The sequence below is a fragment of the Bifidobacterium sp. MSTE12 genome, from assembly GCF_000513015.1.
GTDB lineage: Bacteria > Actinomycetota > Actinomycetes > Actinomycetales > Bifidobacteriaceae > Bifidobacterium > Bifidobacterium dentium.
The window spans coordinates 197,731-222,772 of sequence record NZ_AZYA01000034.1; the positions used below are offsets into that span (position 1 = coordinate 197,731).

22 protein-coding genes are annotated in these 25,042 nt (G+C 58.8%); 16 read left to right on the forward strand and 6 right to left on the reverse strand.

The genetic code is table 11. The features are described from left to right. Positions 1-130: 130 nt before the first annotated feature. The 3 genes from argH to HMPREF1494_RS07475 are packed head-to-tail and all read left to right on the forward strand — an operon-like array spanning position 131 to position 2,908. Positions 131-1,612 carry an argininosuccinate lyase gene (argH, locus tag HMPREF1494_RS07465; RefSeq protein ID WP_034521596.1) on the forward strand — a complete coding sequence of 494 codons (1,482 nt, stop codon included), beginning with the start codon at positions 131-133 and terminating at the stop codon, positions 1,610-1,612. After that, positions 1,612-2,118 carry an HD domain-containing protein gene (locus tag HMPREF1494_RS07470; protein WP_003839894.1) on the forward strand — a complete coding sequence of 169 codons (507 nt, stop codon included), beginning with the start codon at positions 1,612-1,614 and terminating at the stop codon, positions 2,116-2,118. The genes argH and HMPREF1494_RS07470 overlap by 1 nt, the downstream gene beginning before the upstream one ends. A gap of 7 nt (positions 2,119-2,125) precedes the next feature. Next, positions 2,126-2,908 (forward strand): putative ABC transporter permease, encoded by a 783-nt coding sequence (locus HMPREF1494_RS07475; RefSeq protein WP_003839895.1) that lies wholly within the window; start codon positions 2,126-2,128, stop codon positions 2,906-2,908. A gap of 22 nt (positions 2,909-2,930) precedes the next feature. Here HMPREF1494_RS07475 and HMPREF1494_RS07480 read toward each other — a convergent pair whose 3' ends face one another. After that, positions 2,931-4,736 carry a DUF975 family protein gene (locus tag HMPREF1494_RS07480; protein WP_231495373.1) on the reverse strand — a complete coding sequence of 602 codons (1,806 nt, stop codon included), beginning with the start codon at positions 4,734-4,736 and terminating at the stop codon, positions 2,931-2,933. A 175-nt stretch (positions 4,737-4,911) separates the two neighbouring features. Here HMPREF1494_RS07480 and tyrS point away from each other — a divergent pair, with 175 nt between their 5' ends. From tyrS to HMPREF1494_RS07500, 4 genes are read left to right on the forward strand one after another with little or no spacing between them, the layout of a single operon-like run. Continuing rightward, positions 4,912-6,234 (forward strand): tyrosine--tRNA ligase, encoded by a 1,323-nt coding sequence (gene tyrS / locus HMPREF1494_RS07485; RefSeq protein WP_003839897.1) that lies wholly within the window; start codon positions 4,912-4,914, stop codon positions 6,232-6,234. A gap of 55 nt (positions 6,235-6,289) precedes the next feature. Continuing rightward, positions 6,290-8,071 (forward strand): tetratricopeptide repeat protein, encoded by a 1,782-nt coding sequence (locus tag HMPREF1494_RS07490; RefSeq protein ID WP_034521601.1) that lies wholly within the window; start codon positions 6,290-6,292, stop codon positions 8,069-8,071. Between the two features lie 15 nt (positions 8,072-8,086). Then, positions 8,087-9,115, forward strand: coding sequence for an HAD-IIA family hydrolase (locus tag HMPREF1494_RS07495; protein WP_034521606.1), 1,029 nt, complete (start codon positions 8,087-8,089; stop codon positions 9,113-9,115). Positions 9,116-9,128: 13 nt separating this feature from the next. After that, positions 9,129-9,887 (forward strand): TlyA family RNA methyltransferase, encoded by a 759-nt coding sequence (locus tag HMPREF1494_RS07500; protein ID WP_034521608.1) that lies wholly within the window; start codon positions 9,129-9,131, stop codon positions 9,885-9,887. 12 nt (positions 9,888-9,899) lie between these two features. On the opposite strand, the gene HMPREF1494_RS07505 is transcribed toward HMPREF1494_RS07500, so the two are convergent. Both HMPREF1494_RS07505 and HMPREF1494_RS07510 read right to left on the reverse strand, forming a co-directional pair. Then, positions 9,900-10,553, reverse strand: a complete 654-nt coding sequence (locus tag HMPREF1494_RS07505; protein WP_003839906.1) for a potassium channel family protein — start codon at positions 10,551-10,553, stop codon at positions 9,900-9,902. A 63-nt stretch (positions 10,554-10,616) separates the two neighbouring features. Beyond that, positions 10,617-12,080 carry a potassium transporter TrkG gene (locus tag HMPREF1494_RS07510; protein WP_034521612.1) on the reverse strand — a complete coding sequence of 488 codons (1,464 nt, stop codon included), beginning with the start codon at positions 12,078-12,080 and terminating at the stop codon, positions 10,617-10,619. Between the two features lie 185 nt (positions 12,081-12,265). Between HMPREF1494_RS07510 and HMPREF1494_RS07515 the strand changes: the two genes are divergently transcribed. The 3 genes from HMPREF1494_RS07515 (at position 12,266) to HMPREF1494_RS07525 (ending at position 15,731) form a co-directional block, all read left to right on the forward strand. Further along, entirely contained in the window at positions 12,266-13,240 is a 975-nt protein-coding gene (locus HMPREF1494_RS07515; protein ID WP_129879848.1) for an NAD kinase, read from the forward strand. Positions 13,241-13,249: 9 nt separating this feature from the next. Next, complete coding sequence (gene recN / locus HMPREF1494_RS07520) at positions 13,250-14,980, forward strand: DNA repair protein RecN (protein ID WP_034521621.1); 1,731 nt, start codon at positions 13,250-13,252, stop codon at positions 14,978-14,980. A gap of 73 nt (positions 14,981-15,053) precedes the next feature. After that, positions 15,054-15,731, forward strand: a complete 678-nt coding sequence (locus HMPREF1494_RS07525; protein WP_034521636.1) for an HAD family hydrolase — start codon at positions 15,054-15,056, stop codon at positions 15,729-15,731. A 73-nt stretch (positions 15,732-15,804) separates the two neighbouring features. On the opposite strand, the gene HMPREF1494_RS07530 is transcribed toward HMPREF1494_RS07525, so the two are convergent. Further along, positions 15,805-16,182: a GntR family transcriptional regulator gene (locus HMPREF1494_RS07530; protein ID WP_034521640.1), complete on the reverse strand. Its 378-nt coding sequence runs from the start codon at positions 16,180-16,182 to the stop codon at positions 15,805-15,807. 448 nt (positions 16,183-16,630) lie between these two features. On the opposite strand from HMPREF1494_RS07530, the gene HMPREF1494_RS11000 reads away from it, so the two are divergent. Both HMPREF1494_RS11000 and HMPREF1494_RS07540 read left to right on the forward strand, forming a co-directional pair. Then, complete coding sequence (locus HMPREF1494_RS11000) at positions 16,631-17,185, forward strand: hypothetical protein (RefSeq protein ID WP_012902207.1); 555 nt, start codon at positions 16,631-16,633, stop codon at positions 17,183-17,185. Beyond that, a complete protein-coding gene (locus tag HMPREF1494_RS07540; RefSeq protein ID WP_033488920.1) occupies positions 17,182-17,742 on the forward strand; it encodes a pyridoxamine 5'-phosphate oxidase family protein in 561 nt (186 codons plus the stop codon). The genes HMPREF1494_RS11000 and HMPREF1494_RS07540 overlap by 4 nt, the downstream gene beginning before the upstream one ends. 89 nt (positions 17,743-17,831) lie before the next feature. On the opposite strand, the gene HMPREF1494_RS07545 is transcribed toward HMPREF1494_RS07540, so the two are convergent. Both HMPREF1494_RS07545 and thrC read right to left on the reverse strand, forming a co-directional pair. Further along, positions 17,832-19,136 (reverse strand): MFS transporter, encoded by a 1,305-nt coding sequence (locus tag HMPREF1494_RS07545; protein ID WP_034521645.1) that lies wholly within the window; start codon positions 19,134-19,136, stop codon positions 17,832-17,834. A gap of 97 nt (positions 19,137-19,233) precedes the next feature. Further along, positions 19,234-20,721 (reverse strand): threonine synthase, encoded by a 1,488-nt coding sequence (gene thrC, locus HMPREF1494_RS07550; RefSeq protein WP_034521650.1) that lies wholly within the window; start codon positions 20,719-20,721, stop codon positions 19,234-19,236. A 208-nt stretch (positions 20,722-20,929) separates the two neighbouring features. On the opposite strand from thrC, the gene glyA reads away from it, so the two are divergent. The 4 genes from glyA to nadD all read left to right on the forward strand — a co-directional run bounded on the left by glyA (position 20,930) and on the right by nadD (position 24,957). Beyond that, positions 20,930-22,237, forward strand: a complete 1,308-nt coding sequence (glyA, locus tag HMPREF1494_RS07555; RefSeq protein ID WP_003841639.1) for a serine hydroxymethyltransferase — start codon at positions 20,930-20,932, stop codon at positions 22,235-22,237. A gap of 115 nt (positions 22,238-22,352) precedes the next feature. Continuing rightward, positions 22,353-23,666 carry a glutamate-5-semialdehyde dehydrogenase gene (locus HMPREF1494_RS07560; RefSeq protein ID WP_034521653.1) on the forward strand — a complete coding sequence of 438 codons (1,314 nt, stop codon included), beginning with the start codon at positions 22,353-22,355 and terminating at the stop codon, positions 23,664-23,666. After that, complete coding sequence (locus HMPREF1494_RS07565; protein WP_034521656.1) at positions 23,663-24,214, forward strand: hypothetical protein; 552 nt, start codon at positions 23,663-23,665, stop codon at positions 24,212-24,214. The genes HMPREF1494_RS07560 and HMPREF1494_RS07565 overlap by 4 nt, the downstream gene beginning before the upstream one ends. A 14-nt stretch (positions 24,215-24,228) precedes the next feature. Then, on the forward strand, positions 24,229-24,957 hold the full coding sequence (nadD, locus tag HMPREF1494_RS07570; protein ID WP_163191110.1) for a nicotinate-nucleotide adenylyltransferase: 729 nt from the start codon (positions 24,229-24,231) through the stop codon (positions 24,955-24,957). The last annotated feature ends 85 nt before the right edge of the window (positions 24,958-25,042 follow it).

The following is a 25,042-nucleotide window of genomic DNA, read 5'->3' on the forward strand; positions in this document are numbered from 1 at the left end:
GGCTCCCACCGATGGAGCTGTCATGCACAATGTGGCTGAGGATGGCTGAATGCCTCGAAAGGCGGTCATCTCCGGTCGGTTGTGGCCGACAGCTCCATCGGTGGGAGCCTTATGTGTAAGGTATGTAGCTATGACTGAAAACAATACTGAGCATCTTGCATTGTGGGGAGGCCGTTTCACATCCGGCCCATCTCCGGAATTGGCTCGACTGAGCAAGTCCACGCAGTTCGATTGGCGTCTGGCCGATGACGACATTGCGGGATCGCGTGCCCATGCCCGTGCCCTCGGCCGTGCCGGTTTGCTGACGGCCGACGAATTGCAGCGCATGGAGGATTCCCTTGATGAGCTGCAGCGTCGTGTCGACTCCGGTGCCTTTGCCCCGATCGAGGATGACGAGGACGAGGCCACCGCACTGGAGCGCGGTCTGCTGGAAATCGCAGGCGACGAACTTGGCGGCAAACTGCGCGCCGGCCGTTCGCGGAACGACCAGATCGCCGCCCTGATTCGCATGTGGCTGCGCCGACAGAGCCGCGTCATCGCCAAGATGTTGCTCGGGCTTGCCGCGACGCTGATCGAGCAGTCCGAAAAAGCAGGTCGCACCGTCATGCCGGGACGCACCCACATGCAGCATGCCCAGCCGGTGCTACTGGCCCATCAGCTCATGGCGCATGTATGGCCGTTGCTGCGTGATGTCGAGCGTCTTGCCGATTGGGATGGGCGCATCGATGCCAGTCCGTACGGTTCCGGTGCCCTTGCCGGCAACACCCTTGGTCTCGAACCGGTGGCGGTGGCCCGTGAGCTCGGTTTCTCCAAGGTGACCGCCAACTCCATCGACGGCACCGCCAGTCGTGACCTCGTCGCGGAGTTCGCTTTCATCGCGGCCATGACCGGCGTCGATATCAGCCGACTGTCCGAAGAAATCATCATCTGGAATACCCAGGAATTCGCCTTCGTCCGTCTTGACGACGCCTATTCCACCGGTTCCTCGATTATGCCCCAGAAGAAGAATCCTGATATCGCGGAACTCGCACGAGGTAAGTCCGGACGACTTATCGGCGACCTGACCGGTCTGCTTGCCACCCTGAAAGGTCTGCCGACGGCCTACGCCCGTGACCTGCAGGAAGACAAGGAAGCCGTGCTCGACCAGGTTGACACACTTGAGGTGTTGCTACCTGCCTTCACCGGCATGATCGGTACCATGACCTTCAATACAGAGCGCTTGGAGGCCGAGGCTCCTACCGGTTTCGCCCTTGCCACCGACATCGCCGAGTGGCTGGTCAAGAACGGTGTGCCATTCCGCCACGCGCATGAACTTTCCGGTGCCTGTGTGAAGATCGCCGAAGACCGCGGTCAGGAACTATGGGATCTGACGGACGAGGACTTCATTGAGGTGTTCAAGGATTTCCTGCCGGCAGACAAGGCACCGCAGGTGCGCGAGGTGCTCTCCACGGAAGGTTCCGTATCCGCCCGCAACGGCAAGGGAGGCACATCTCCGTTGCGTGTACGCGAGCAGATCGTCGCAGCCAAGACCGCGGTGGAATCCCTGCGCGCCTTCGCCAACTCCGTCAGCGATGGCCCGGCTTATAAGACCCCGGAATCCTTGCTGAAATAATGCTGACTCGCATACAGATCCAACGGCTGGTCCACAGACACGGCCGGGAGATTTTCGAACATGAGCATATGCAGATCGAAAGGAGCTGCTATCAGCACGGCGTGGTGACCACGTTCGCGCATTCGGTGCGCGTAGCCTGCCTCGCCGTGTGGATGGCGGACCGGTTGCACCTGTGGTACAGGGTCGATCTGCATTCGCTCATCCGTGCCGCGCTGCTGCACGACTACTTCCTTTACGATTGGCATGATTGGGACAATGGCGAGCATCGTCTGCATGGCTTCACCCACGGCAACACCGCCGTACGCAACGCCGTTCGTGACTTCCGTCTCAATCATGTCGAACGCGACAGCATCGCGAACCACATGTTCCCCTTGACCCCGAGGCCGCCACGATACATCGAAGGATATCTGGTCACCATGGCCGACAAGATCAGTGCCACTAGGGAGACTTTCTCCATGGAACGATTCAACAAGCCGAAGTCCGGGAAACCGGACTGCAGGGAATGACCTTTGCATGTTAGCGCTGGAGCATCTCTTCCTTTGGTTCGTACTGTACAGTTTCATCGGCTGGATCTACGAATCGATTCTGGTGTCCGTCATGGAACGCCGGCTGGTGAATCGCGGCTTCCTCAATGGCCCGTTGTGCCCGATTTACGGAGCCGGCGCGGCACTGGCGATCGCATTGTTGCACAATATGCATAATCCGATCATGATTTTCCTGATCTCCGCAATCGGAGCGAGCGTACTCGAATACGTCACTTCCTGGGCCATGGAGAAGATGTTCCACGCGAGATGGTGGGATTACAGTGACTACCGTTTCAATCTGCAGGGACGTATCTGTTTGCCGGGAGCGCTGGTATTCGGCATTGCCGGCGTGGCCATCATCGACATCATCCAGCCTCAGGTCGCCATTTGGACGATGATGATTCCGTTGCCCGTCGTACATTGGCTATGCTCGATATTCACCATCCTGATCATCATCGACACCAGCGTCACCGTGATGGGCATCGTTGATCTGGGCGAAAGTCTGTCCGCATTCGGCGATGCCATCCAAAGCTATGCGGAGAAAGCCGGTGATTCCTGGCAGTGGGGTAGGGACGCCTTCGTCGATAAGGTACGTGGCTGGTCGGAATCATCGCAGGAGGTCATCTCCAAGATGCAGAATAGCGCCATGTCCATGCTCAACAGACAGCAACGACGCATGATCAGCGCCTTCCCCCATATGAAATCGACGGAATCCACGAAATACAGCAAAATCATGGAAACCGTGCGTGAGATGCTGCGGCGACGCCAATGAACGTCCCATCCGTAGCGTCCGGTCATGAAACCTGCGCCGTCAAGGAATCCTTATAATCGGTGATGCCTGCGCCGATGTTCGGATGTTCTACGGAGTACAACTGGTCCGCGCAATAGATGATCAACAGCAGCACGGCGATGACCCCAAGTCGTTTCGCATCAACCCGGTTGAGCAGATTATCAAGCATCGGTGCCAGCAGATATACGATGGCCAAGCCTCCGAGGCCGAATGTGAGCAGTCCTTCGGCGCAGATCCTGCCATTGAGATTAAGGAAGTAGCCGGTATAGTCCCACCAGCGCCGGCCGCCGTGCATCATCTCCAGATACCATGACGAGAAATACTCCAGACCACCGCACAGCACCACGGTGGTGGTGAATTCGAACATGGGCCTGTCACGCAGTCTCTTGAGCAGTGTCAGGATGAGGATGCCGCCGGTGCCATAAATCGGCAGCCAGGGGCCATGCAGGGTGCCTCGGTTCACGAAGGCACCTTCGGTAATGAACGCGAGACTTACCTCCCACACCCAGCCAACGAAACAGAAGATGAAGAACATCATGGCCAGATTCACCAACGAATAGCTGCGATCGGCGCTGATGGTACGTGATTCGCGGAAGGTAAACGGCATCGGTGCCGGCGCGAGCCGCCCAGGATAGACTATGCCGTCAAGGATTTCCTGACCGATGCGGACCTGGCGGGAATCTTCCCGATATTCCTCATAGCGCGCCACCTGATCGGAATGCATGATGCGAATACCCAACCACTGGGAAAGAAAGCCTGTGAAGCCACACGGCTTATCGGCAGCGACCATGGTGGAACGTACTTGGTCGACGGCTTCGGCCACGTCCGCATAAGACGACCGAATCTCCTCGGAATCGGCCTTGGCGAACAGATGAATGTCGCATAGCAGTTCGGTCCCCTCGATGCCTTGCTCCTTGGAGAGTGCGCGCAGGTATGCATAATATTCGGTGAAGAACGACGCGCTATATCCGTTGGAATAGAATATGCCGCTCACACCGACGGTCGCGATGTCAAGCAGATACCAGCCCAGGAACGTCAGCTGCGCCACGAAGCATTCCCACTTATGTCCCCTCATCATGCGGCGGGACAGGTCGATGGCCTTGCGCGCGCCGATGGTCGGGTTTTCGGCGACTATGTAAGGCACCAGAAAATACGAATAGTATTTGACGATGCCGCCGATGATGGTCAGCGACCATAACAGCAGAGCGGTATTCTTCACGAACATGGTCCACGCCATGCGCGGCCATTGTCGTGTATGCAGAGGGTAAAGGAACCGGCTCGCCGGAATTTTGCCATAGATGCGTCCCTCAAGCAGCATGCGACGCATCACGATGCGGTATGTCTGTTGGATGAACAGCCAGACGAATAAGAATACGGCCATCGAAACCATGACCGGTACGATGACTGCGATTCTGGCATCATGAACGATGGAACGCGTCGCGTCGGCGATGGATACGATTACCGCACCCGATGAGAACGAATTGAGTAGGGAGGCGAAGAGCCCTCGGGACCTGCCGAACATGGCGTTGGTGTCGGTGCGGACGATTTGTTCCTGATTGAATTCGACTCGTTTGCGGGCGACGTCCTCCTTGCCGAGCAGGAAATCCCGAAACACATCGGACAGATTCGAATCGGTCCAGCCCTTACCGGGCTGGGTGACGGTGAAGGACGAGAGATCGAAGTTGATGCCCCACATCGATGAAGAGTATTCGACTTCGAAAAACGCGGCGAACAGGCAGATTATGACGATCATCCAATACTGCCTGCGCAGCTGATGCCTGGCCTGCGCCTTCATTTCCCTACGGTTCATGAACTGGCCTCCTCTCTCGGCGGTGAGTGGCTGGTACCCACTGTAGCGGGTTGGATGGGAATCGCCGGGATGACCGGTGGAAACGGCACATTCGGCTGTCGTCGTCTTCTGCGAAACTGTAGGGTGCGCAAAACGCGCGGTAATGACCCACAATTCGATAGGGAGAAAAACAGTCATGGCTCACGTCATCGATTTCAAGGAGGCCGGCTTCGATTCCGTCCTCGATGAACTGGAATGGCGCGGGTTGATTTCCCAGTCCACCGACCGGGATCGACTCGCCGAAGCGTTGAACGGGGAGCCGGTTTCCTATTATTGCGGTTTCGATCCGACCGCGGCCTCCCTGCACATTGGCAATCTGGTACAGCTCATCAACATGCGTCATCTGCAGGCTGCGGGTCATCATCCGATCGCGTTGGTCGGCGGCGCCACCGGTCTAATCGGCGACCCGCGCCAATCCGGCGAGCGTACGCTTAATCCGAAGGATGTCGTGGCCGGTTGGGCCGAACGCCTCAAGAAGCAGATCGGCGGCATTCTGGAAACCGATGGCGACAATCCGGTGCGGTTCGTGTCCAATTACGATTGGACCGCTTCCATGACCGTCATCGACTTCCTGCGTGACGTCGGCAAGAATTTCCGTCTCGGCACGATGCTCGCCAAGGACACCGTGGCCCGTCGACTGAACTCCGAGGAAGGCATCTCCTTCACCGAATTCAGCTATCAGGTGCTGCAGGGCAACGACTTCCTGCACCTGTTCGACGAATATCATTGCGTACTGGAGATCGGTGGTTCCGACCAGTGGGGTAACCTCACTTCCGGCCTTGACCTGATTCATAAGGTGCGTGGCGTGGATGTGAACGTGTTCACCAGCCCGATTATCACCGATGCGCAAGGCAAGAAGTTCGGCAAGTCCGAAGGCAACGCCGTATGGCTTGACGCGACCATGCTCAGCCCATACAAGTTCTACCAGTTCTGGTTCAATCGACCCGACGTGGAGATGGAAAGCCTGCTTAAGGCGTTCACGTTCCTGCCGAAGACCGAAATCGAGCGACTGGTCAAGGAGAGCGAAACCAATCCGGGCGCGCGTGAGGCGCAGCGTACCTTGGCATGGGAAGTCACCAGCCTTGTGCATGGCGAAGAAGCGACCAATCAGGCCATCGAGGCAGCAGGCGCGTTGTTCGGGCGCGGCGGGGATTTGTCGAGCATCGATGAGGCTACGCTTGAAGCCGCAATCGAGGGGCTCAAGGTCGAAGACGGGCATGGCGAGAAAATTTTCGCACCGGCGGCAGTGGGCGATCGAGTGGCGGAAGCCGGTATGAAGGCAGGTTTGTTCAAGTCGATTTCCGAGGCACGCAAGACCATCAAATCCGGTGGCGTATATCTCAACAACGTGCGTGTGGATGATCAGGAGCAAACGCTTGGCGAAGAGGATTTCCTGCATGGCCGTTTCGCGTTGATTCGCCGCGGCAAGAAGGCGTTGGGTGCCGTCGAAAGCGCCTGATCCGTCGAAACAAACGTACATAACCAACGACACAGATCAATATTTAAGGATAAGAATGGCAGAAGAACAGCGCGCAAATCGCGGCAAGTCCTACGGCAACCACAAATCCTACGGCTCGGGCCGGCCCGGTAACCGTAGCGGCAAGGGGTTCAAGCCGCGTGGCGATGGCGGCAAGTCCTATGGGCATAGGTCCGGCGGCTTCCGTAACGATGACCATAAGGGTGGTTACCGCAAGGGCAATGGCGGCGGATTCCGTCGTGACCGTGACTTCCATCGCGATGGTGATGGCGAAGGTCAGGAGCGTCGCTCCTTCCGCGGCGGTCCTCGCAAGTTCGGCAATGGCGGTGAACGTTCCGGCGGTTACCGCGGCGGTCGCGGCAACGACGGCCCGCGCTATCAGCGTGATGGCGAGCATCGTGGCTTCCGTCGTGATGATCGTCGCGACGGTGAGCGTCACGATTTCCGCAAGCGTGATGGTGAGCGTCGTGATTTCCGTCGTGATGATCGTCGTGATGGTGAGCGTCGTGATTTCCACCGCGATGACCGTCGTGATTTCCGTCGTGACGATGGTGAGCGTCGCAACGATCGTGGCTTCCGTCGTGATGGTGACCGTCGTGATGATCGTCGCGGCAACGGTGGCCGTCGTGATTTCCACCGCGATGACCGTCGTGATGGCGGCCGTCGTGACTTCCGTCGCAACGACCAGCATCGAGACTTCCGCAAGGACCGTGATCAGCGGAACGCAGGTGAAGATCCCAAGCAGTTCACCCGCGAAGAAAAGATGGAATACCGCGAGGCCAAGCGCGGTGAATACCTGTCGAAGCCGCGTCGTAACTCCGACGGCACGATGAGCTTCCCCTCGCAGAATCCGTACACGCATCGTCGCCCCAATGAGCCCAAGATGCCGAAGAGCATCGAATGGCGCATGCTGAGCGCCGAAGATCGTGAACGTCTGCGCGGTTTGTCCAAGGAGCACGCGGAGAATATCGGTCTGCACATCCTTGCCGCCTACACGTTGGAGGAGAGCAATCCGGAAGGTGCCCTTGAGCACGCCAAGTGGGTGGCCCGTCAGGCATCCCGTATCGACTTCGCACGTGAGACACTGGCCTTCATCTCCTACCGTCAAGGCAATTACAAGCTGGCGTTGAAAGAGTTCCGCACGGCCTACCGTATGAATGGATTCTTGGATTATCTGCCGTTCATCGCCGATTGTGAGCGCGGCCTCGGCAACCCGAAGAAGGCCATCGAAATCGCCATGAGCGATGATGCCAGGTATCTGCGCGGCGAAGCCAAGGCTGAGATGTTCCTCGTGTATGCGGGAGCTTTGGGTGATCTCAAGATGTGGGACAAGGCCATTGAGATCGTTCACAAGCTGGGTCGTTCCAAGGGTCTGGCGGGTGAATACCGCATGCGTGCGGTGCAGGCCGAACAGTATTTCCTCGAAGAGTCCGGACGCACCGACGAAGCCATCGCGCTGGATCAGCTACTCGACAAACTTGAACTGCAGTATGCCGAATCCGATATGGATGAGACTTCGGATGATTTGGTCATCGAATATGACATGCAGGAGTTGAACGACGAACTTATGGATGTACTGGGCATCACCGAAGAGGACGCCCAGTACGCTCCGGAGGATGAGGATTCCGACGAAGCGTCCGATGATGCCATCGACGCCAACGGTGAAACCGATGACGAGACTGAGCTGCCGGCCCAGGAAGCCGTAGAGGGCGCCGAATCGGATATCGAACCGGCCCGTGAGCAGGAAGCCGACGAGGATTCCGACGCATCGGACGAACCCGATGTGGAGGATTCCGACGAATCCTCCGACAACGAGTGAGGTGACGTTGATCACATGCTGAAGTCCACGAATCGGCCTCTAAGCGAAGCGTACAAGCTGGCGTTGCTTGACCTTGATGGCGTGGTGTATCGGGGCAAGAACCCGGTGGAGCACGCGGCGGCGAACATTCGCAAAGCGGAACGTCTGGGCATGACGGTGGAGTACACCACCAACAACTCGTCCAGACTGCAGTCCGTCGTAGCCGACCAGCTCAAAGGGTTCGACTTGGACGTCGAACCATGGCAGGTCATCACCTCTTCCGTGGTGGCTGCCCGCATGGTGGCCCGTGAGGTGCCTGCAGGTGCCAAAGTGTTCGTGCTCGGCGCACGGCACTTGCGTGAGGAGGTGGCCAAACAGGGTCTTGTCGTGGTCGATTCCGCCGAAGACAAGCCGGTCGCGGCCATTCAGGGTTGGTATCCGGATATGTCATGGAACGAGATGGCCCAGATCGCATATGCGGTCGAACACGGCGCCACCTATTTCGTGACCAACCGTGATCTCACCATTCCGCGTGAGCTCGGCATCGCCCCGGGGTGCGGATCCATGATCAGGGCCGTGATCAACGCCACCGGCATCGAACCGGTGTCATCGGCGGGCAAACCGGAATCCGCCATGTACGACGAGGCACGATTGCTCGCCGCGCATGACGACGCCGAACCGGTGGCCAAGGAACTATGCCTCGCCATCGGCGACCGTCTCGACACCGATATCGAAGCCGGTAATCGGGGTGGTTACGATTCATTGGCGGTGCTTACCGGCGTCACCAATCCGCATGAACTTATGTTCGCCCCGGCGCAGCTGCGCCCGACGTTCATCGCCAAGGACCTGCGTGGACTGAATGAGCCGGCGCCCGCTGTGGAACGTAACGCCGACGGTACCTGGGTTTGTGGTGGCGTACGGGCCGGATGTGCCGGCAATGCACTTGAAGTCGACGATGTCACCAGTGTGGACGGCCTTCGTGCAGCCTGCAACGCCATGTGGGAAGCTGCCGACAATGGCCGTGACTTGAATGCCGTCACCGTACCGGAATTTCACATCGACTGACGATTGGCAGCAAGTGCAGCATAACGATTCGCAACATGCCGTCCGCCTTGACCTTGCCCTGCTGGACCGAGGGCTCTCCGACAGCAGGTCGAAAGCTCAGCGTCTGATCGTCCAGGGCAAGGTCAGTGTGAACGGCGTTGTCGTTTCCAAGGCATCGGCAAAGGTCTCGGACGACGATGTGATTGCCGCCGATAGGGGAGATGACTACGTTTCGCGTGGCGCCTACAAGCTGGTAGGCGCTTTCGATCTGTTTTTCAAGGATGGGCTGCGTCCTCCCAAAGGCTTACGTTGCCTTGATATCGGCGCCTCCACCGGAGGATTCTGCGACGTGCTGCTCCGTCATGGTGCGGCACAGGTCATCGCATTGGATGTCGGGCATGGGCAACTTGATCCGAAAATCGCGAACGACGGCCGAATCATCGAAATGAGTGGCGTCAACATACGGGACGTCGAAGTCGGTGATCTGCCGTTTCGTCCGGAAATGATCGTTTCCGACGTATCCTTCATCTCACTGACCTATGTCATTCCGGTGATTGCACGAATCGCGGCCGATGATGCGCAGATCGTACTGCTCGTCAAACCGCAATTCGAGGTCGGCAAAGGCAATCTCGGCAAGAACGGCATCGTCGAAAGCGAAGAACTACGCGAACAGGCGTTGCGAAATGTCATTGCCTGTGCGAAATCCAACGGACTTGACGTGCGCGCGACCGGACCTTCGCCGATCGAAGGTATGCACGGCAACGTCGAATACCTGCTATATGCCGTGAAATAAGTCGGGCATAGACTATCCGCGAGCGAATCGGTCGATCTGATCCTGCTTGCCCATGATGATGAGCTCGTCGTTACGATGCATGATCAGTTCCTTCGAACCGTATTCGAATTCCTTGCCTGGCGATTTGATGCCGACCACGGTGATGCCGAAACGTTCATGCACGCGTGCGTCCCCGATGGTATAGCCGACCACGTGCGGGGGAGTATGGATCTTGACGACGTTGTAGGCGCCTTCCAACTCGATGTAATCCAGATAATTGCCGGAGACCAGATGTCCGACACGCTTGCCGGCATCGGTTTCCGCATTGATGATATGCCGTGCGCCGATGCGCTGCAGAATACGCGCATGCTCCTTCGACACGGACTTCGCCCAGATATCGGAGATGCCGGCATCCAGCAGGTTTCCGGCGGTGATGACGGAAGCCTCAACGCTATCGCCGATGGCCACGACTGCCGTGTCGAAATCTGAGGCGTTGATCTGTTCCAACGCCATCACATCGGTCATATCGGCCTGCACGGTGGGAATCTGCGATGACCAGCGGTTCACCAGTTCGCCATCCTTGTCGACGGCAAGCACATCCTGACCCATCATGTCCAGCGTGGTGGCCACGGAGCTGCCGAAACGGCCCAATCCGACCACGAGTACGCTTCTGGTGCTGTTCGCCATGATTCTTCGTGTGTCCCTTTCCACTGTGTGTTCTGCAAAGTCCAAGTATATGGATGGTCTGCGTCAGCCGACCACTATCTGCTCGGTGGGGTAGCGTACCGCCTCCAAATTGCGTGGACGCGACACGGCATAGGCGATGGTCATCGGACCGAGTCTGCCGATGAACATGGTGGCGGCGAGCACATAGAGTGCCGCCGGATTGCCGGCGTCGGCCACACCTACGGAATACCCGCCGAGACCGAAAGCGGAGCATGTGTCGAATAACGCGTCGCATAGCGAGCAGTCGGTAATGATCATCAGCGTCATTGATACCACGGTCACCAAGGTGAGGCAGGCGGTGCTGACGCTGACCGCGGTCATGACGGCCTGGGTATGGATACGGCGGTGGAAGGCGTTGATTTCCCTCCGGCCGGTGAATGCGGCACGGCATACCAGCAGAATCACGGCAAGGGTGGTTACGCGGATGCCGCCTGCGGTGGAGGTACTGCCACCTCCGATGAACATGACGATGCTCAGGAACACTTTCGTGGCATCGCTCACTTGTGGCATCCACGACAGGTCGAAGCCGGAACTTCGCGGCATGACGGCCGCCACCATGGCATGCCACAAGCGGGGTTCCACACTGTTGCCGGGGAACAGCGACTTGTTGTTCCATTCCACGATGAGGAACCAGGTGAGTGAGGCGGTTACGATGCAGAAGGTGGTGATCAGGGTGAGCTTGGTGTGCAGGCTCCAGCGCTTGGGTGGCCTGTGCATGCGCCAGGAACGCATGAGATTGAGCAAGACGGGGAAGCCGAGCGTACCGCAGAATGCGCTGGCGAGAATCGGCAGTCCCACGGCCCAGTTGTTGACATGCAGACCGGCGCCGTCCGGCGTGAAACCGGCGTTGTTATATGCCATGACGGCGAAGAACAGCGATTCCCACAATGTGTGACGGACATTGCCATGGTTGATTTTGTACAAGCCGGGGAACAGTGCGATGAACGTGATGCCTTCGATGACGAATGCGGTGGTGATGACCACGGTGAGTACGCCCTTGATTTCGCCGAGTTTCGTGGTGCCGAGTTCGTTGGCGGTGAGCAGTCGCTGCGTAGCCTTGAGATGATGGTTCACCGCCAGTGCGATGAGCGAGGCGAAGGTCATGACGCCCAGGCCGCCCATCTGCACCGAGAAGATCAGCACCGCCTGGCCGAAGGTGGTCCAATGCGTAGTGGAGTTGACGATGGAGATGCCGCAGGTGGAGATTGCGGAAACGGCGGTGAAAAATGCGGTGGTGAAGTCGGTGGTATCGCCCCGTGGCGTGGAGATCGGAGTCAGGAGCAGACTGGTGGAGATTGCCACCAGTAGCAGGAAGTAGATGATGGTCAACCGTCCCGGAAGCGCGGTCAGCCGGTGCATGAGACCGCGTTTGCGGGGCTTGCGGTCTTCTGCCATGGCTTTCTCGAAGGTGTCTCCCGAGAACCACCAGGCGTAGCCATGCGAGGCCTCACGGTTGGAGGAGGACTCGTCAAAGACGAGGTTCGACATGTATTCCTCTCTCCTTCGGCATGTATATGGAATCGTCTTTTCATCAGCTATTGTAGGCATATGTGCGACGAATGGGCGACCCGCTGACCGGTCTCGCACGAATTTCAGGCACGGATCGTTCGTTTTCGTTCATTTGTTCGATTAGTATTGGAGTCGGTGACGTCTTCTGGTCGAAAGGGTCTGTGATGGTCGATGCCCGGCATGCGGTGGTGGTGACGCATAGTCGTCTGCGCGAAAGCGGCACGGTGGTGCAGGAGGCGGTGGAGCAGCTTGCACGGGCCGGTTTTCGGGTGTCGATCATCGACAACGTGGAAGCGCCTGATTTCGGTAGTCAACCTCCCGCAGTGCCCGATGATACGGAGATCGTGGTGGTGCTGGGTGGCGATGGCACGATTTTGCGTGCGGCCGAACTGGTGCACTGCACCGATGTGCCGATTCTCGGCGTCAATCTGGGACATGTCGGTTTTCTCGCGGAATTCGAGAGCTTCCAGATGAGTGAGGCGATCCGCAGAATCGCCGATCATGATTATTCCATCGACGAGCGCATGATCGCGCATGCCGACGTGTGGCTGCCGGGATCGGATGCGCCCATCGAGGACTGGGCGCTGAATGACATTACGCTGGAACGTGCCGATCGCGGCAAAATGGTGGAGCTGTCGATTCGGGTGGATGGCGTGGAGATGAGCTCTTTCGGCTGTGATGGCGTGATCGTGTCCACACCGACGGGGTCGACCGCCTACGCGTTTTCGGCGGGCGGGCCGGTGATGTGGCCGAACGTCAAGGCACTGCAGTTGATTCCGCTGGCGGCCCACGCGTTGTTCGCCAGACCCTTGATCATCGGTTCGGGCTCCACATTCGCCATTGACATTCTCGACGACTCCATGTCGGACGGTTGGATCTGCTGTGACGGCCGTCGGCAGCGGGCCCTGCCGAAGGGCACCCGAATCGAAGTGCGTGAATCGAAGGGCACGCTAAGGCTGGCCCGGCTTTCCGGAGTGCCTTTTACCAACCGTCTGGTCACGAAATTCGATCTGCCGGTGGTCGGCTGGCGTGAACAGGCCCGTAAGACCGGCGACGTTCATCATGGACATGTATTCCCGAAAGGCTCGGCCTGCACGGAGCATGCTGACGATATGGCGGATATGACGGGCGGCGAGTGAGACCGGATCATGCTTGAAGAACTTGAGATTCGCAACCTTGGCCCTATCCGCTCCGCATTGATCGCCCCGACCGGCGGCATGACGGCCATCACCGGCGAGACGGGAGCCGGCAAATCCATGCTGCTCAGTGCGATTCGCCTGATTTCCGGCGGCCCTTCCGATGGAGGCCGTGTGTCGGTGGGTGCCGAGGAGGCGTGGGCGCAGGGCGTGTTCGAGGTCGGCGCGTCGGTTGCGGCCGTGGCCGCCGCTCGCGAGGCCGGATTCGAACCGGAAGACGGTGAACTGTTCCTGTCACGCAAGGTGCCGGCTTCCGGACGCTCCCGCAGCATGCTGTCGGGCCGGAGCGTACCACGGTCCGTGCTTGACTCGGTCGCGTCCGAATTGGTGACCATCCATGGGCAGGCGGACCAGTTGCGTATCGCTTCTCCCGCCCGACAGCGTGAATTCTTGGACCGTTACGCCGGTAACGACGAGGCGATGGCCGCCTATGGCAGGGCGTGGGAGGCCTTGCGCGCCATGGATGAGCGACTGGAACGACTGTCCAGTCAGGAATCATCAATGAGGCAGCAGGCCGATTATCTTCGTGAGTCCATCGAACGCATCAATCGCATCGACCCACAACCGGGGGAAAGTGAGGAACTGCACGCTCGACGCGACCGCATCGAAAACGCAGCCGAAATCGCACAGGGTGCCGCCACGGCGTTGGCGGCGTTGGATGCATCTCAGGTCGGTGACGACGTCGACGCCGCAAGTGCCGCCGAACTGATCGATCGTGCGGCGCAGGCATTGCGATCCATTCATGTGGAGGGTGTGTTCTCCGATCTGGCCGAACGGTTGGATTCGATCGGCGCCGACCTGTCTGATGTGGTGTTCACGCTCTCCGGTGAGGTGGACAACGAAAGCAGTGTGGATGATCTTGACTCCATCAACGGTCGCATTCACGAACTTGACGAGTTGACTCGCCGTTGGGGCCCGACGCTTGCCGACGTCATCGCATGGCGTGACAAGGCCGTATTCGACTTGGAGGATCTTGACGCATCTCCTGAAAAAGTCGAGCAGCTACAGACGGAACGAGCCCAACTGTTCCGTAAGGCGTTGAAGGCGGCGCGGACATTGTCGAAACTGCGTGCGGCAGCCGCCGAGAACCTGGCCGGCAAGGTCACGAAGGAACTGTCGTCGTTGGCCATGGGAGGCGCGAAGCTGGAAATCTGTGTGCATTCCCGCGCCGACGGCGGGTCCGATTCGACGGACGTATTGGATGCCAACGGTTGCGACGACATCGAATTCCTGTTCACCCCGTTCCCGGGTTCCCCGCGGCTGCCGATGGGCAAGAGCGCATCCGGCGGTGAGCTGAGCCGTCTCATGCTCGCACTTGAACTGGTTGCCGCCGAACGACATGTGGTGGCTGGCGGGACCGTACCTCCCATGACCTTCATCTTCGACGAAGTCGATGCGGGCGTCGGCGGCAAGGCGGCCGTTGAGCTGGGCGCTCGTCTCGCCAAGCTCGCACAGTCCGCGCAGGTCATCGTCGTCACGCATCTGCCGCAGGTGGCATCCTGGGCTGATGAGCAATACGTCGTTTCCAAAGGCATGCCGGCAGGGGAGAGCGGTGTCGTCACCACCATCAAGCAGGTCAGCGGAGACGAGCGGGTGCATGAAATCGCACGCATGCTGTCGGGCAGCGAAAGTGAAGCGTCGCTCGACCATGCCGAGGAGCTGTTGCGGGCATCGGTGCTGTAAAAGGCATGCGGCATCGCGGCAAGACGGGCAATCGTAATTCGCGTAGGGAACTGAAATCGAGGGGAGAACGGACATGGTGGCAACTGATGAAACTGGCATCAATCGGGGCAAGGCGGCGATTTTCGATCTTGACGGCACGTTGCTTGACTCCATGGGTGTGTGGGATCAGGTCGATATCGACTTCCTGTCACGCCGTGGCATTGAAGTCCCCGATGACTACATGACCAAAGTCGCCGCCATGCAGTTTCGTCAGATCGCCGAATACACCATTGCACGCTTCGGCCTGCAGGATACTCCCGAAGAGTTGATGCAGGAATGGGATGACATGGCACGTGTCATGTATTCCACCGTGGTCGAGGCCAAGCCGTTCGCCTGCGAATACCTACGGCAGTTGCGCGATAGCGGTGCTCGACTGGCCGTTGCCACTTCGCTTCCGCCAGCATTGCGTGAACCGGCCATGCGGCACGTTGGAATCTTCGACTATTTCAATGAGATCGTCAGCGTGGACGATGCCGGCGACGTCGGCAAAGATCGGCCGGACGTCTACCTGTTGGCTGCCTCGCGTCTTGGTATCATGCCGAAGGACTGCACGGTGTTCGAAGACCTGCTCGTCGGCATGCGATCCGCCAAATCGGTCGGTATGAAGGTGTGGGCCATGCATGACGATTCCTCCGACCTCGACTGGTCCGAGATCTGCGAGCTCGCGGACGGCGTCATGTTCGACTTTCATGACGCCCCGCGGCGGCTTTGAACGGAAAAGGTGCGGTTCCTTCCTCTCGGACCGAACATCCGAAGTCCGCGCCAGACTAGAGGCAAGGCGTCATTCATGACTGTTCCCTGTAAGCCTTCTCGAACATGCCAAGAAGGTCGATCAGTTCGATATCCGCGGCTTTGGCGGCGGTGACGGTCTGCCGGAGCACTTGCATGATACGTTCCCGGGCGCGTTCCTTGATCAACTCGTTGCCATGGGCCTTTACAAAAGTGCCTTTGCCCTGCACGTTCTCCACAAGCCCCTCGTCGGCCAATTCGCCATACGACCTGGTGATAGTGAGCACACTGACATGCAGTTCCCTAGCAAGTGTGCGCAGGGAGGGGAGTGTCTCTCCGTCCGTGAGTTCGCCCGACAGAATCGCCGAGCGGATCTGATTCTTGATTTGTTCGTAAATCGGTTCCCCTGACGTGGATGAGATGATCAGTTTCAATCTGCGCCTCTTTTGTTGGTGACAGGGTCAAACGACCGGATTGCCGTTCTGCTGTTATATATAACAGTATCACAACTCATGATAACTGTTGAAGTGCGTAGTATAACAGTTGTAATTCATGGTGATTAACCGCTTAATAGTAATATTTGCAACGATTATGAGCGGTTGCCGGTATGACGGGATGGTCTCGTTCGGACATGTGTGATGCGCTCATGCTTCCATTCCGTGCGGTTTTGACACGTCGATCTTGTCCAACCCCCAGCGAACAATACGGAACCTGCAAGTGGCCCCCGACGTACGGATGCAATGTGAACAACGTCGATCCGCCTGCCAGGAAGTCGCCATCTCGAACCATTCGTTATGCGCCCCCTCGCCGTCCGAGTTAACGGACAGACAAGTGGGGCCGGATGCAATCGCAACCGCACAACATAACGAAAGGAACCTCGTCATGCCCCGCAACGGCAAGGAAGGCATTCTCTTCAGCTTCATCATGTCGGCCATCATGATCTACGTGATGGCGGCACTCAACTACGGCGTACGCACCGGCGACGTTGGAACCGCCGCATGGAGCTACGCATTCTTCAACTGGCCGCTGGCCTACGTGATCGGTATGATCTGTGACCTATGCATCTGCACGCCAAGCTCACGCGCCATCATGAATCGCTTCTGTGCACAGACCGACCGCGCCGTGTGGAAGGGCATCACCGTCAAGTTCCTCATGGTCGTGCCGATCGTCAACGAAACGGGTGCCGTGGTCGGTTTCGTGTCCGACAGCGATGTGCTGCGCCGCTTCGCACAGGACAATCTGCCGGTCTCCGACATTTCCACGTTGATCACCGGCATGGCACGTGGTGAATTCCCGGAACTTTCCCATGCGCCACACGAGCCTGCCGAGGTCTTCATGGGTCTTCATGACGATTGGGATAACATTGACGACAGGCTCCGAACAAGAACACGTGGGCAAGACGGAATGAAACATCAAGTCGAAAGGATTGCGGCATGACGGCGCGACGTAACGATGAGCGGACAACCGCGGGAGCGCACCGAATGATGCGCCGCGCCGATCGCGAAGTATCCGATCCGGCACAGGTTGCGGCAATCGTCGCGTCCTGCAAAATCATTCGCATCGCCTACATGGACGCAGAAGGGCTGACCATAGTGCCGATGAACTTCGGCTATGTCTCCGAAGGCATCGGAAATGCGACCAGACCGACATTCTATTTCCACAGTGCGCCGATCGGTCGTAAGATCGATGCCATCAAGGCCGCCGGCAACAAGCTGTCCGTCGCCTTCGAGATGGAAACCGATTGTGAAGTGGTGGCGGGACGTGTGCCGTGCAATTGGGGTGAGGCCTTCAAATCGGTGGTCGGTACCGGTGTCGCCTCCATCGTCAGCGATCTGGACGAATCTCGTCTCGCGCTTGAGATGCTGATGAGGCAGCAGGCGGGCATGGAGCATGTCGAATTCACCGACCAGCAGGTCCGCAGTGTTACCGTCTGGAAGGTCGAGTCGGACTATGTCACGGCAAAGGTGCGTGAAAGACCGCAGCCGCGTCGGTAGTCTTCCCCGTCATGCTGGCATATCCGGATTCGAAACGACGTTTTGCCATTCTGGAACGCCGTCCAAGAGAGACGGGCATCATGTCGCCATCAAGCATCCGTGCGAGCGGTGGAATGGATGATGCGTGCAAACACCAGATAGATGATCCACGCGAGCGGCATCGTCAACATGAACGCCGGATAGAACCAGCTGATCGGCATGTGTCCATAGAAGATGCCCGCCAGAATCGGGCCCAATGCCATACCTAGGTCGAGACCCATGTAATACGTGCTGTTGGCCAGTCCGCTGCGCTCTCGGCCGGCAATCACCACAGCCTGCGCCTGAGTGACCGAGCTCATCAGACCGTAGCTGGCCGCCATCGCCACTCCTGCGCCGAACAGGTACCAGTCGTTCGTCATGAACGCCAGGAATGTCAGCATGGAGAGCATTGCGATCGAGCAGATCGTCAGCCAGAACTTGAATCCTTTGGAATCGAACAGATCCTTCATGGTGATGCGCATAGTCAGTAGGGCGGCCGCATAGAACACGAAGAACAGGTCGGAAGAAACCGCCAGATGACGTGCTGCAATATAGTCCACGATGAACGATTGGTTCGCGAAATAGGGGATGGCGAACATCATGAACACCATCGTCAACGGAATCGCGCGCGGCTCCACCAGATTGCTGAAACGGAGATGACGTGCGATATTGCGCCATCCGGCGTTGTTCCGTGACGGCATCACGGTCTTTCGAGCCGGATTGCCGCCGTTGTTGACCAACATGACGACGACCAGCGTAAACACATTCAGCACCAATGACGACACGAACGTCAGATGGTAGCCGACCACGGCCTGCAGGCGAATGCCAAGTGCCGGTCCGACGGCGATCGCAAGCGCGTTGACGATGCCGTACAATCCCATGCCGGCGCCCATATGGCGGATCGGCAGCAGCAGCGACACCCAGGTCGCCAGACACACCGAACCGCAGGCGAATCCCAGACCGTTGACCACGCGCGCCGCAATCAGCATCCCCGTGGAATTCGCCAGGCAGTACATGATGCCGGCGATGATGTACAGGCTTGTGCCGACGGCCACCAGCAGACGTTTGCTCACCAGATCGGACAGATTGCCCGCAATCGGTCTGCAGAACAGGGAGACAAAACTCATCACGCCGGCGATGATGCCCATCATCGTGCCGGCCGCACCCATGGATTCGCCATAACCGGCGATGATCGGCGTGATGATCATGTTGCTGGTCATGAAGAAGAACGTCGCCAGCATGACCAATGCCACGTCACGGGTGATCAGCCGGTCCTTCTTCGGCTTGCCCGGCATGTTGAAATTTCCGGATGTTACGGACGGATTGGCCGGGGAGCCGGTCGATCCGTTTGCATCGCTTGCAGTAGATCGCGTCATTTTCGCCTCCGGTGTTGATACTTTAGCGAAACATATGAAAAACGGCTGCCCACCTAAGCGGACAGCCGATTATAGGATATCGTGATTGACGGCGACCTTACAACGATTTGGCGGCCTGCTCGACGAAATGCTCCATACCGTCAATCTCGACGACATCATCGAAACGTACATCAGCGTGTTCAAGGCCGCGCAGTGCGGCTGGAGCAGTGGTGCCGGTGGCCTTGGCGAGCACGTCCATGCATTCGAAATCGGTGCCGGACGCATCCAAGCCGAGGGATTCGTTGACTACGCGCGGGAACTTATACGGGCTGGCCGTGGAAAGCAGTACACGCGGGGTGAGCGGATCGCGCGGCATCTGCTGCATCACGTAATAGCCGCAGGCGGTGTGCGGGTCAATCACGTAGTGGTTCTTGTTCCAGCAGTCGGCGATCATCTCGCGCACCTGGTCTTCGTCGGCCCAACCGGTGCCGAAAATCGAACGAATCTTGGCGAGCATCGGTTCGGGGACCTCATAGGCTCCCCACTGGTTGAGATCGTTCATCAGCATGGCGATCAGACGGGTGTCCTTGTCGGACATGTAGTACAGCATGCGTTCCAGATTCGAGGAGATGAGGATGTCCATCGAGGGGGAGATGGTCTGGAAGAACGGACGCTGACGATTGTATGTGCCGGAGGTCAGGAAGTCGAACAACACGTTGTTCCTGTCTGAGGCGACTACCAGATGCTTGACCGGCAAGCCCAGCAGTTTGGCGTAGTAGCCGGCGAGAATGTCACCGAAGTTGCCGGTCGGTACCACGAACTCGACTTCGTCGCCCACATTGATCACCTGCTGCTCCAGCAACTGCGCATAAGCGGAGAAGTAATAGACGACCTGCGGCACCAGACGACCCACGTTGATGGAGTTCGCGGAGGAGAGCGCCACATGGGAATCGTCGGCCAGACGTTCCGCAAGCTCCTTGTCTCCGAAGATGCGTTTGACTGCGGACTGCGCATCATCGAAATTGCCCTTGACCGCACACACGTTCACGTTGGAACCGGTCTGCGTGGTCATCTGCAGCTCCTGCACCTGGCTGACTTTGCCTTCCGGATAGAACACGGTGATGCCAGTGCCCGCCGCATCGGCGAAGCCGGCGAGGGCCGCCTTGCCGGTGTCTCCGGAGGTGGCGGTGACGATCATGATCTTCTCGTGGCTATCATCGTCGGCCGGAGTGGTGCGTGCCATGAAGCGCGGCAGGATCTGCAGGGCCACATCCTTGAACGCGGAGGTCGGTCCGTTGAACAGCTCCATCACGAAATCGTCGCCGAGCGGCTTGACCGGAGTGATTCTCTCATCGGACCACTGCGGCCCGTACGCCTCCGTAATGCATTCCTTCAATTCGTCCTCGGTGAAATCCGGCAACAGTACGGACAACACGTCAAACGCGATCTGCTGGTAGGACTTGCCGGCCAGGGACGCGATGTCCACATGGGTTTCGCCCAGGGAGTCGGTGACGAACAGGCCGCCGTCATCGGCTATGCCCTTGCGAATGGCCTGCTTGGAGGTGAGCGAGTCGGTGGTACTGCGTGTGCTGTGGAACGTGGTCACTGGACATCCTTAGCAATAAGGCGGATAGAGGTAAATACACCACCAGTGTAGTGGTAAAGGTGGGCAACGAGGGGCCTTGAGTCCGTGAAATGGAACGATGATTTCCTCCATGTTTCGAAACGTCTCTCGTCAAAAGCGATTGCGGGTCGTAGACTGCTTCCTTAAGCCGCATTCCTCGCGGACTACCAGTACCAGCCAAGGAGAGCCCATGACCGCATCACCTCTCGCCCAGACCCCGAACGACATGTTCAATGCCCCCATCGCCCAGGCCGATCCCGAAATCGCCGCCGTGCTCGACGCCGAACTGTCCCGTCAGCAAGACGGCTTGGAGATGATCGCCTCCGAAAACTTCGTGCCACGTGCGGTTCTGCAGGCTCAGGGCTCCGTGCTTACCAACAAGTATGCCGAAGGCTATCCAGGACGTCGTTACTATGGCGGCTGCGAACAGGTCGATAAGATCGAGACCATCGCACGTGAACGCGCCAAGAGCCTGTTTGGTGCCGAATACGTCAACGTCCAGCCCCATTCCGGCGCCCAAGCCAATGCGGCCGTCTACCAGGCGCTCGTCAAGCCCGGAGACACGGTACTCGGTCTGGCCCTCGATCACGGCGGACATCTCACCCACGGCATGAAAATCAATTTCTCCGGCCGTTTCTACCATGCCGAAGCCTATGGTGTGAACCCTGAAACCTTCCGCATCGATCCGGAAATCATCCGTCAGCGCGCACTCGAAACCCACCCCGCCATGATCATCGGCGGCTGGAGCGCCTACCCGCGCATCGAAGACTTCAAAGCCATGAAGGAAATCGCCGACGAGGTCGGCGCCAAATTCTGGGTTGATATGGCCCACTTCGCCGGCCTTGTCGCCGCCGGGCTGCACCCAAGCCCGGTCCCATACGCCGACGTCGTTTCCTCCACCGCGCACAAAACCCTCGGCGGACCACGTTCCGGCTTCATCCTCGCCAAGCAGGACTATGCCAAGAAGCTCAACTCCGCCGTATTCCCCGGACAGCAGGGCGGCCCACTCATGCATGTGATCGCAGGCAAGGCCGTCGCCTTCAAAGTCGCGGCCTCCGAAGAATTCAAGGACCGCATGCAGCGTACCCTCGACGGCGCCAAGATCCTCGCCGAACGCCTCACTGCCGACGACGTCAAAAACAATGGCATCAGCGTCCTGACGGGCGGCACCGACGTACACCTAGTCATGGTCGACCTGCGTAACAGCGAAATGGACGGACAGCAAGGCGAAGACCTGCTCGCACAATGCGGCATCACCATCAACCGCAACACCGTGCCGTTCGACCCACGCCCGGCATCCGTGGCATCCGGCCTGCGCATCGGCACCAGCGCCCTCGCCACCCGAGGCTTCGGATCCAAGGAATACGAAGAGGTCGCCGACATCATCGGCACCGCGCTCGCAGCCGGCAAGGATGCGAACGTAGACGCACTGAAGGCCCGTGTCGACAAGCTTGCCGAAGACTTCCCGCTGTACCCGGGCCTCGATCAGATCCACTGATCGACAGGCATGCGACGCAACCCAATATGATTCACGAATCGCGTCTTTCCCGGTTCATCGGCGAAAATGGGCCATGAACCGGGAATGGCGCGATTTCGCGCTATGGTAGGAGACTATGACGAATCCACAGACGGAACAAGGCGCAGTCGGTGCCGACGCGTTCGCGGCGGTCTGCGCAAAGGGCGACGCCGCACGACGCGCGCAGGGCCTGCTGGCGCAATCCAACACGGAAGCCAAGAACGAACTGCTGCTCGCCATCGCCGACGCACTCGACGCACGCGCCGACGAAATCGCAGGGGCCAACACGCTCGACATGCAGGAATCCTTCGAATCCGGCATGAGCGCAGGTAAACTCGACAGGCTCAAATTCGATGTGCCGCGAGTGGCCGCCGCCGCGCAAGGCGTGCGTCATGTGGCCTCACTACCCGACCCGGTCGGCGAAATCGTACGCGGATACCATCTGGAAAACGGCCTGCGCCTCGAACAGGTACGCGTGCCGATCGGCGTACTCGGCATGATCTACGAAGCCCGACCCAACGTCACCGTCGACGTGGCCTCCCTATGCATCAAATCCGGCAACGCAGTACTCCTGCGTGGCGGACACGCCGCCGAACGCACGAATGCGGCAACGCTGAACATCATCTCCGACGTGCTCGCCGAACACGAGTTCGCCCCGGCGCTGGTCGCCTCCGTCGACGAATTCGGACGCGCGGGCGCCACAGCCATGATGGAGGCGCGCGGCCACATCGACGTGCTCATCCCACGAGGGGGAGCAGGACTCATCCAAGCCGTCGTACGCAATTCCAAAGTGCCAGTCATCGAAACCGGCGCCGGCAACGTACACATCTACGTGGACCGTTCCGGAAACCTCGACAAGGCCATCCCGATCCTCCTCAACGCCAAAACGCAACGCGTCGGCGTATGCAACGCCACCGAAAAGCTGCTCGTACACCGCGACGTGGCCGAACGATTCATTCCACTGGCCGCACGGGCGCTCGCCGAGGCGCAGGTCGAGATGCATGCCGACGAACGGGCCTACAGCCTGATCGACAAGGCCGGCATCGATGGCGCGAACTTCGTGCAGGCCATCGATGAGGATTGGGATACCGAATACCTGGCATTGAAGATCGGCATCAGAATCGTCGATTCGCTGGACGAGGCCATCGAACACATCAACCGGCATTCCACGGGGCACACCGAATCCATCATCGCCGAGGATTACTCGGCCATCGAGGAATTCACTTCCCGGATAGATTCGGCGGTGGTAATGGTGAACGCCTCGACGCGATTCACCGATGGCGGAGTGTTCGGTTTCGGAGCGGAACTCGGCATCTCCACGCAGAAGATGCATGCGCGAGGTCCGATGGGACTTCGTGAAATGACTACGACCAAGTGGATCGGATATGGAACGGGGCAGGTGCGAGCATGAGCAAGCAGATCATGGAGGATATGGATAATCCTTGGTACGCCGATCGTGAGGATCCTCGGCTCGGGTTGCGCCTCGCCTCGGAACGTCTGAGCATCGTACGGTACGTGTTCCTCGTGCAGATCGAGGACGGCATAGCCTCCGCCGCCCAACGCGCCTCACTCGAATACGCCGATGCGGTGCTGATCGGCTGGCCGGAAACCGATGCGGGAGATGTAGTCGACCTTGACGATGACCAGTTGAGGAACATTGACGAGCAGATGCACCTGATGGAGCAGTACATTGCCAGATTCAGCGCAATGGAACGTGAGGGTGACATCGATGGCATGACCGATACCCTGATTCGCGTTACCGAACGGGTGGCCGAGGTACGGCGCTTGTACCAGCCTGACTTTCCCTTGCCGACCTTCGCCGAAATTCGTCGCGTCGTGCAGGATGAATGGGATGAGGATATGGGCAAGATCGACCCGCAGGAGGGCGCGCCCACCGCGGATGAGATCGAGCGTGAAACCGCCGACGCCGACAAGCTACAGGATGAGGAGACCGCATGACCGGGCCTCGACGCATGCGTCCGGAATCGGCCGAAGCCGATTCCGAGCTTGCCGTCAGCTATGTGATCGAACCGGAAAGGCGTATGGCGGACCTGTCCGTCGACATTTCCGGTTCGGCAGTGGCCTCCGGGCGTAGGTCGGCGCGCGGCAACTGGCACAGTCGACCTCGCATCGGCATCATGGGCGGCACTTTCGATCCGATTCACAATGGCCACTTGGTGGCGGCATCCGAAGTCTCGTGGGTCTACGATCTCGACGAGGTGATTTTCGTACCGACAGGGCGACCGGTGTTCAAACTCGACAAGAGGGTCACCAATGCCGAAGACCGTTATCTGATGACGGTGATCGCCACCGCATCAAACCCGAAATTCACGGTATCGCGTGTGGATATCGACCGTCCCGGCATCACGTATACCATCGATACGTTGCGCGACATCAGGGCGCAGCATCCGGAGGCGGAACTGTTCTTCATCACCGGTGCCGATGCGGTCGCCGAGATCATGCAGTGGAAGGATGCCGACAAGATGTGGGAGCTGGCCCACTTCGTGGCCGTGACACGACCCGGATACTCGTCTCCGGAAGGCGTGAAACTTCCGGAAGGCAAAGTCGACACGTTGGAGATTCCCGCATTGGCGATTTCGTCCACCGACGTGCGCCGACGCGCCGAACATGGTGAACCGGTCTGGTATCTGGTGCCCGACGGGGTGGTGCAATATATCGGCAAACACGGCCTGTACCGTTGATTTTCCACATGAACACGCGAGGCTCGTATGGTCTGTGTAAACGGTTAGTATTGGTCACGTCCAATTGACGCGAAAACAGACGTTT

Bases quoted from the DNA above. Each gene is read 5' to 3' on its own strand.
- argH (WP_034521596.1), top strand. From the start codon at position 131: ATGACTGAAAACAATACTGAGCATCTTGCATTGTGGGGAGGCCGTTTC.
- HMPREF1494_RS07470 (WP_003839894.1), top strand. From the start codon at position 1,612: ATGCTGACTCGCATACAGATCCAACGGCTGGTCCACAGACACGGCCGG.
- HMPREF1494_RS07475 (WP_003839895.1), top strand. From the start codon at position 2,126: ATGTTAGCGCTGGAGCATCTCTTCCTTTGGTTCGTACTGTACAGTTTC.
- HMPREF1494_RS07480 (WP_231495373.1), bottom strand. From the start codon at position 4,736: ATGAACCGTAGGGAAATGAAGGCGCAGGCCAGGCATCAGCTGCGCAGG.
- tyrS (WP_003839897.1), top strand. From the start codon at position 4,912: ATGGCTCACGTCATCGATTTCAAGGAGGCCGGCTTCGATTCCGTCCTC.
- HMPREF1494_RS07490 (WP_034521601.1), top strand. From the start codon at position 6,290: ATGGCAGAAGAACAGCGCGCAAATCGCGGCAAGTCCTACGGCAACCAC.
- HMPREF1494_RS07495 (WP_034521606.1), top strand. From the start codon at position 8,087: ATGCTGAAGTCCACGAATCGGCCTCTAAGCGAAGCGTACAAGCTGGCG.
- HMPREF1494_RS07505 (WP_003839906.1), bottom strand. From the start codon at position 10,553: ATGGCGAACAGCACCAGAAGCGTACTCGTGGTCGGATTGGGCCGTTTC.
- HMPREF1494_RS07510 (WP_034521612.1), bottom strand. From the start codon at position 12,080: ATGTCGAACCTCGTCTTTGACGAGTCCTCCTCCAACCGTGAGGCCTCG.
- HMPREF1494_RS07515 (WP_129879848.1), top strand. From the start codon at position 12,266: ATGGTCGATGCCCGGCATGCGGTGGTGGTGACGCATAGTCGTCTGCGC.
- recN (WP_034521621.1), top strand. From the start codon at position 13,250: ATGCTTGAAGAACTTGAGATTCGCAACCTTGGCCCTATCCGCTCCGCA.
- HMPREF1494_RS07525 (WP_034521636.1), top strand. From the start codon at position 15,054: ATGGTGGCAACTGATGAAACTGGCATCAATCGGGGCAAGGCGGCGATT.
- HMPREF1494_RS11000 (WP_012902207.1), top strand. From the start codon at position 16,631: ATGCCCCGCAACGGCAAGGAAGGCATTCTCTTCAGCTTCATCATGTCG.
- HMPREF1494_RS07540 (WP_033488920.1), top strand. From the start codon at position 17,182: ATGACGGCGCGACGTAACGATGAGCGGACAACCGCGGGAGCGCACCGA.
- HMPREF1494_RS07545 (WP_034521645.1), bottom strand. From the start codon at position 19,136: ATGACGCGATCTACTGCAAGCGATGCAAACGGATCGACCGGCTCCCCG.
- glyA (WP_003841639.1), top strand. From the start codon at position 20,930: ATGACCGCATCACCTCTCGCCCAGACCCCGAACGACATGTTCAATGCC.
- HMPREF1494_RS07560 (WP_034521653.1), top strand. From the start codon at position 22,353: ATGACGAATCCACAGACGGAACAAGGCGCAGTCGGTGCCGACGCGTTC.
- HMPREF1494_RS07565 (WP_034521656.1), top strand. From the start codon at position 23,663: ATGAGCAAGCAGATCATGGAGGATATGGATAATCCTTGGTACGCCGAT.
- nadD (WP_163191110.1), top strand. From the start codon at position 24,229: ATGCGTCCGGAATCGGCCGAAGCCGATTCCGAGCTTGCCGTCAGCTAT.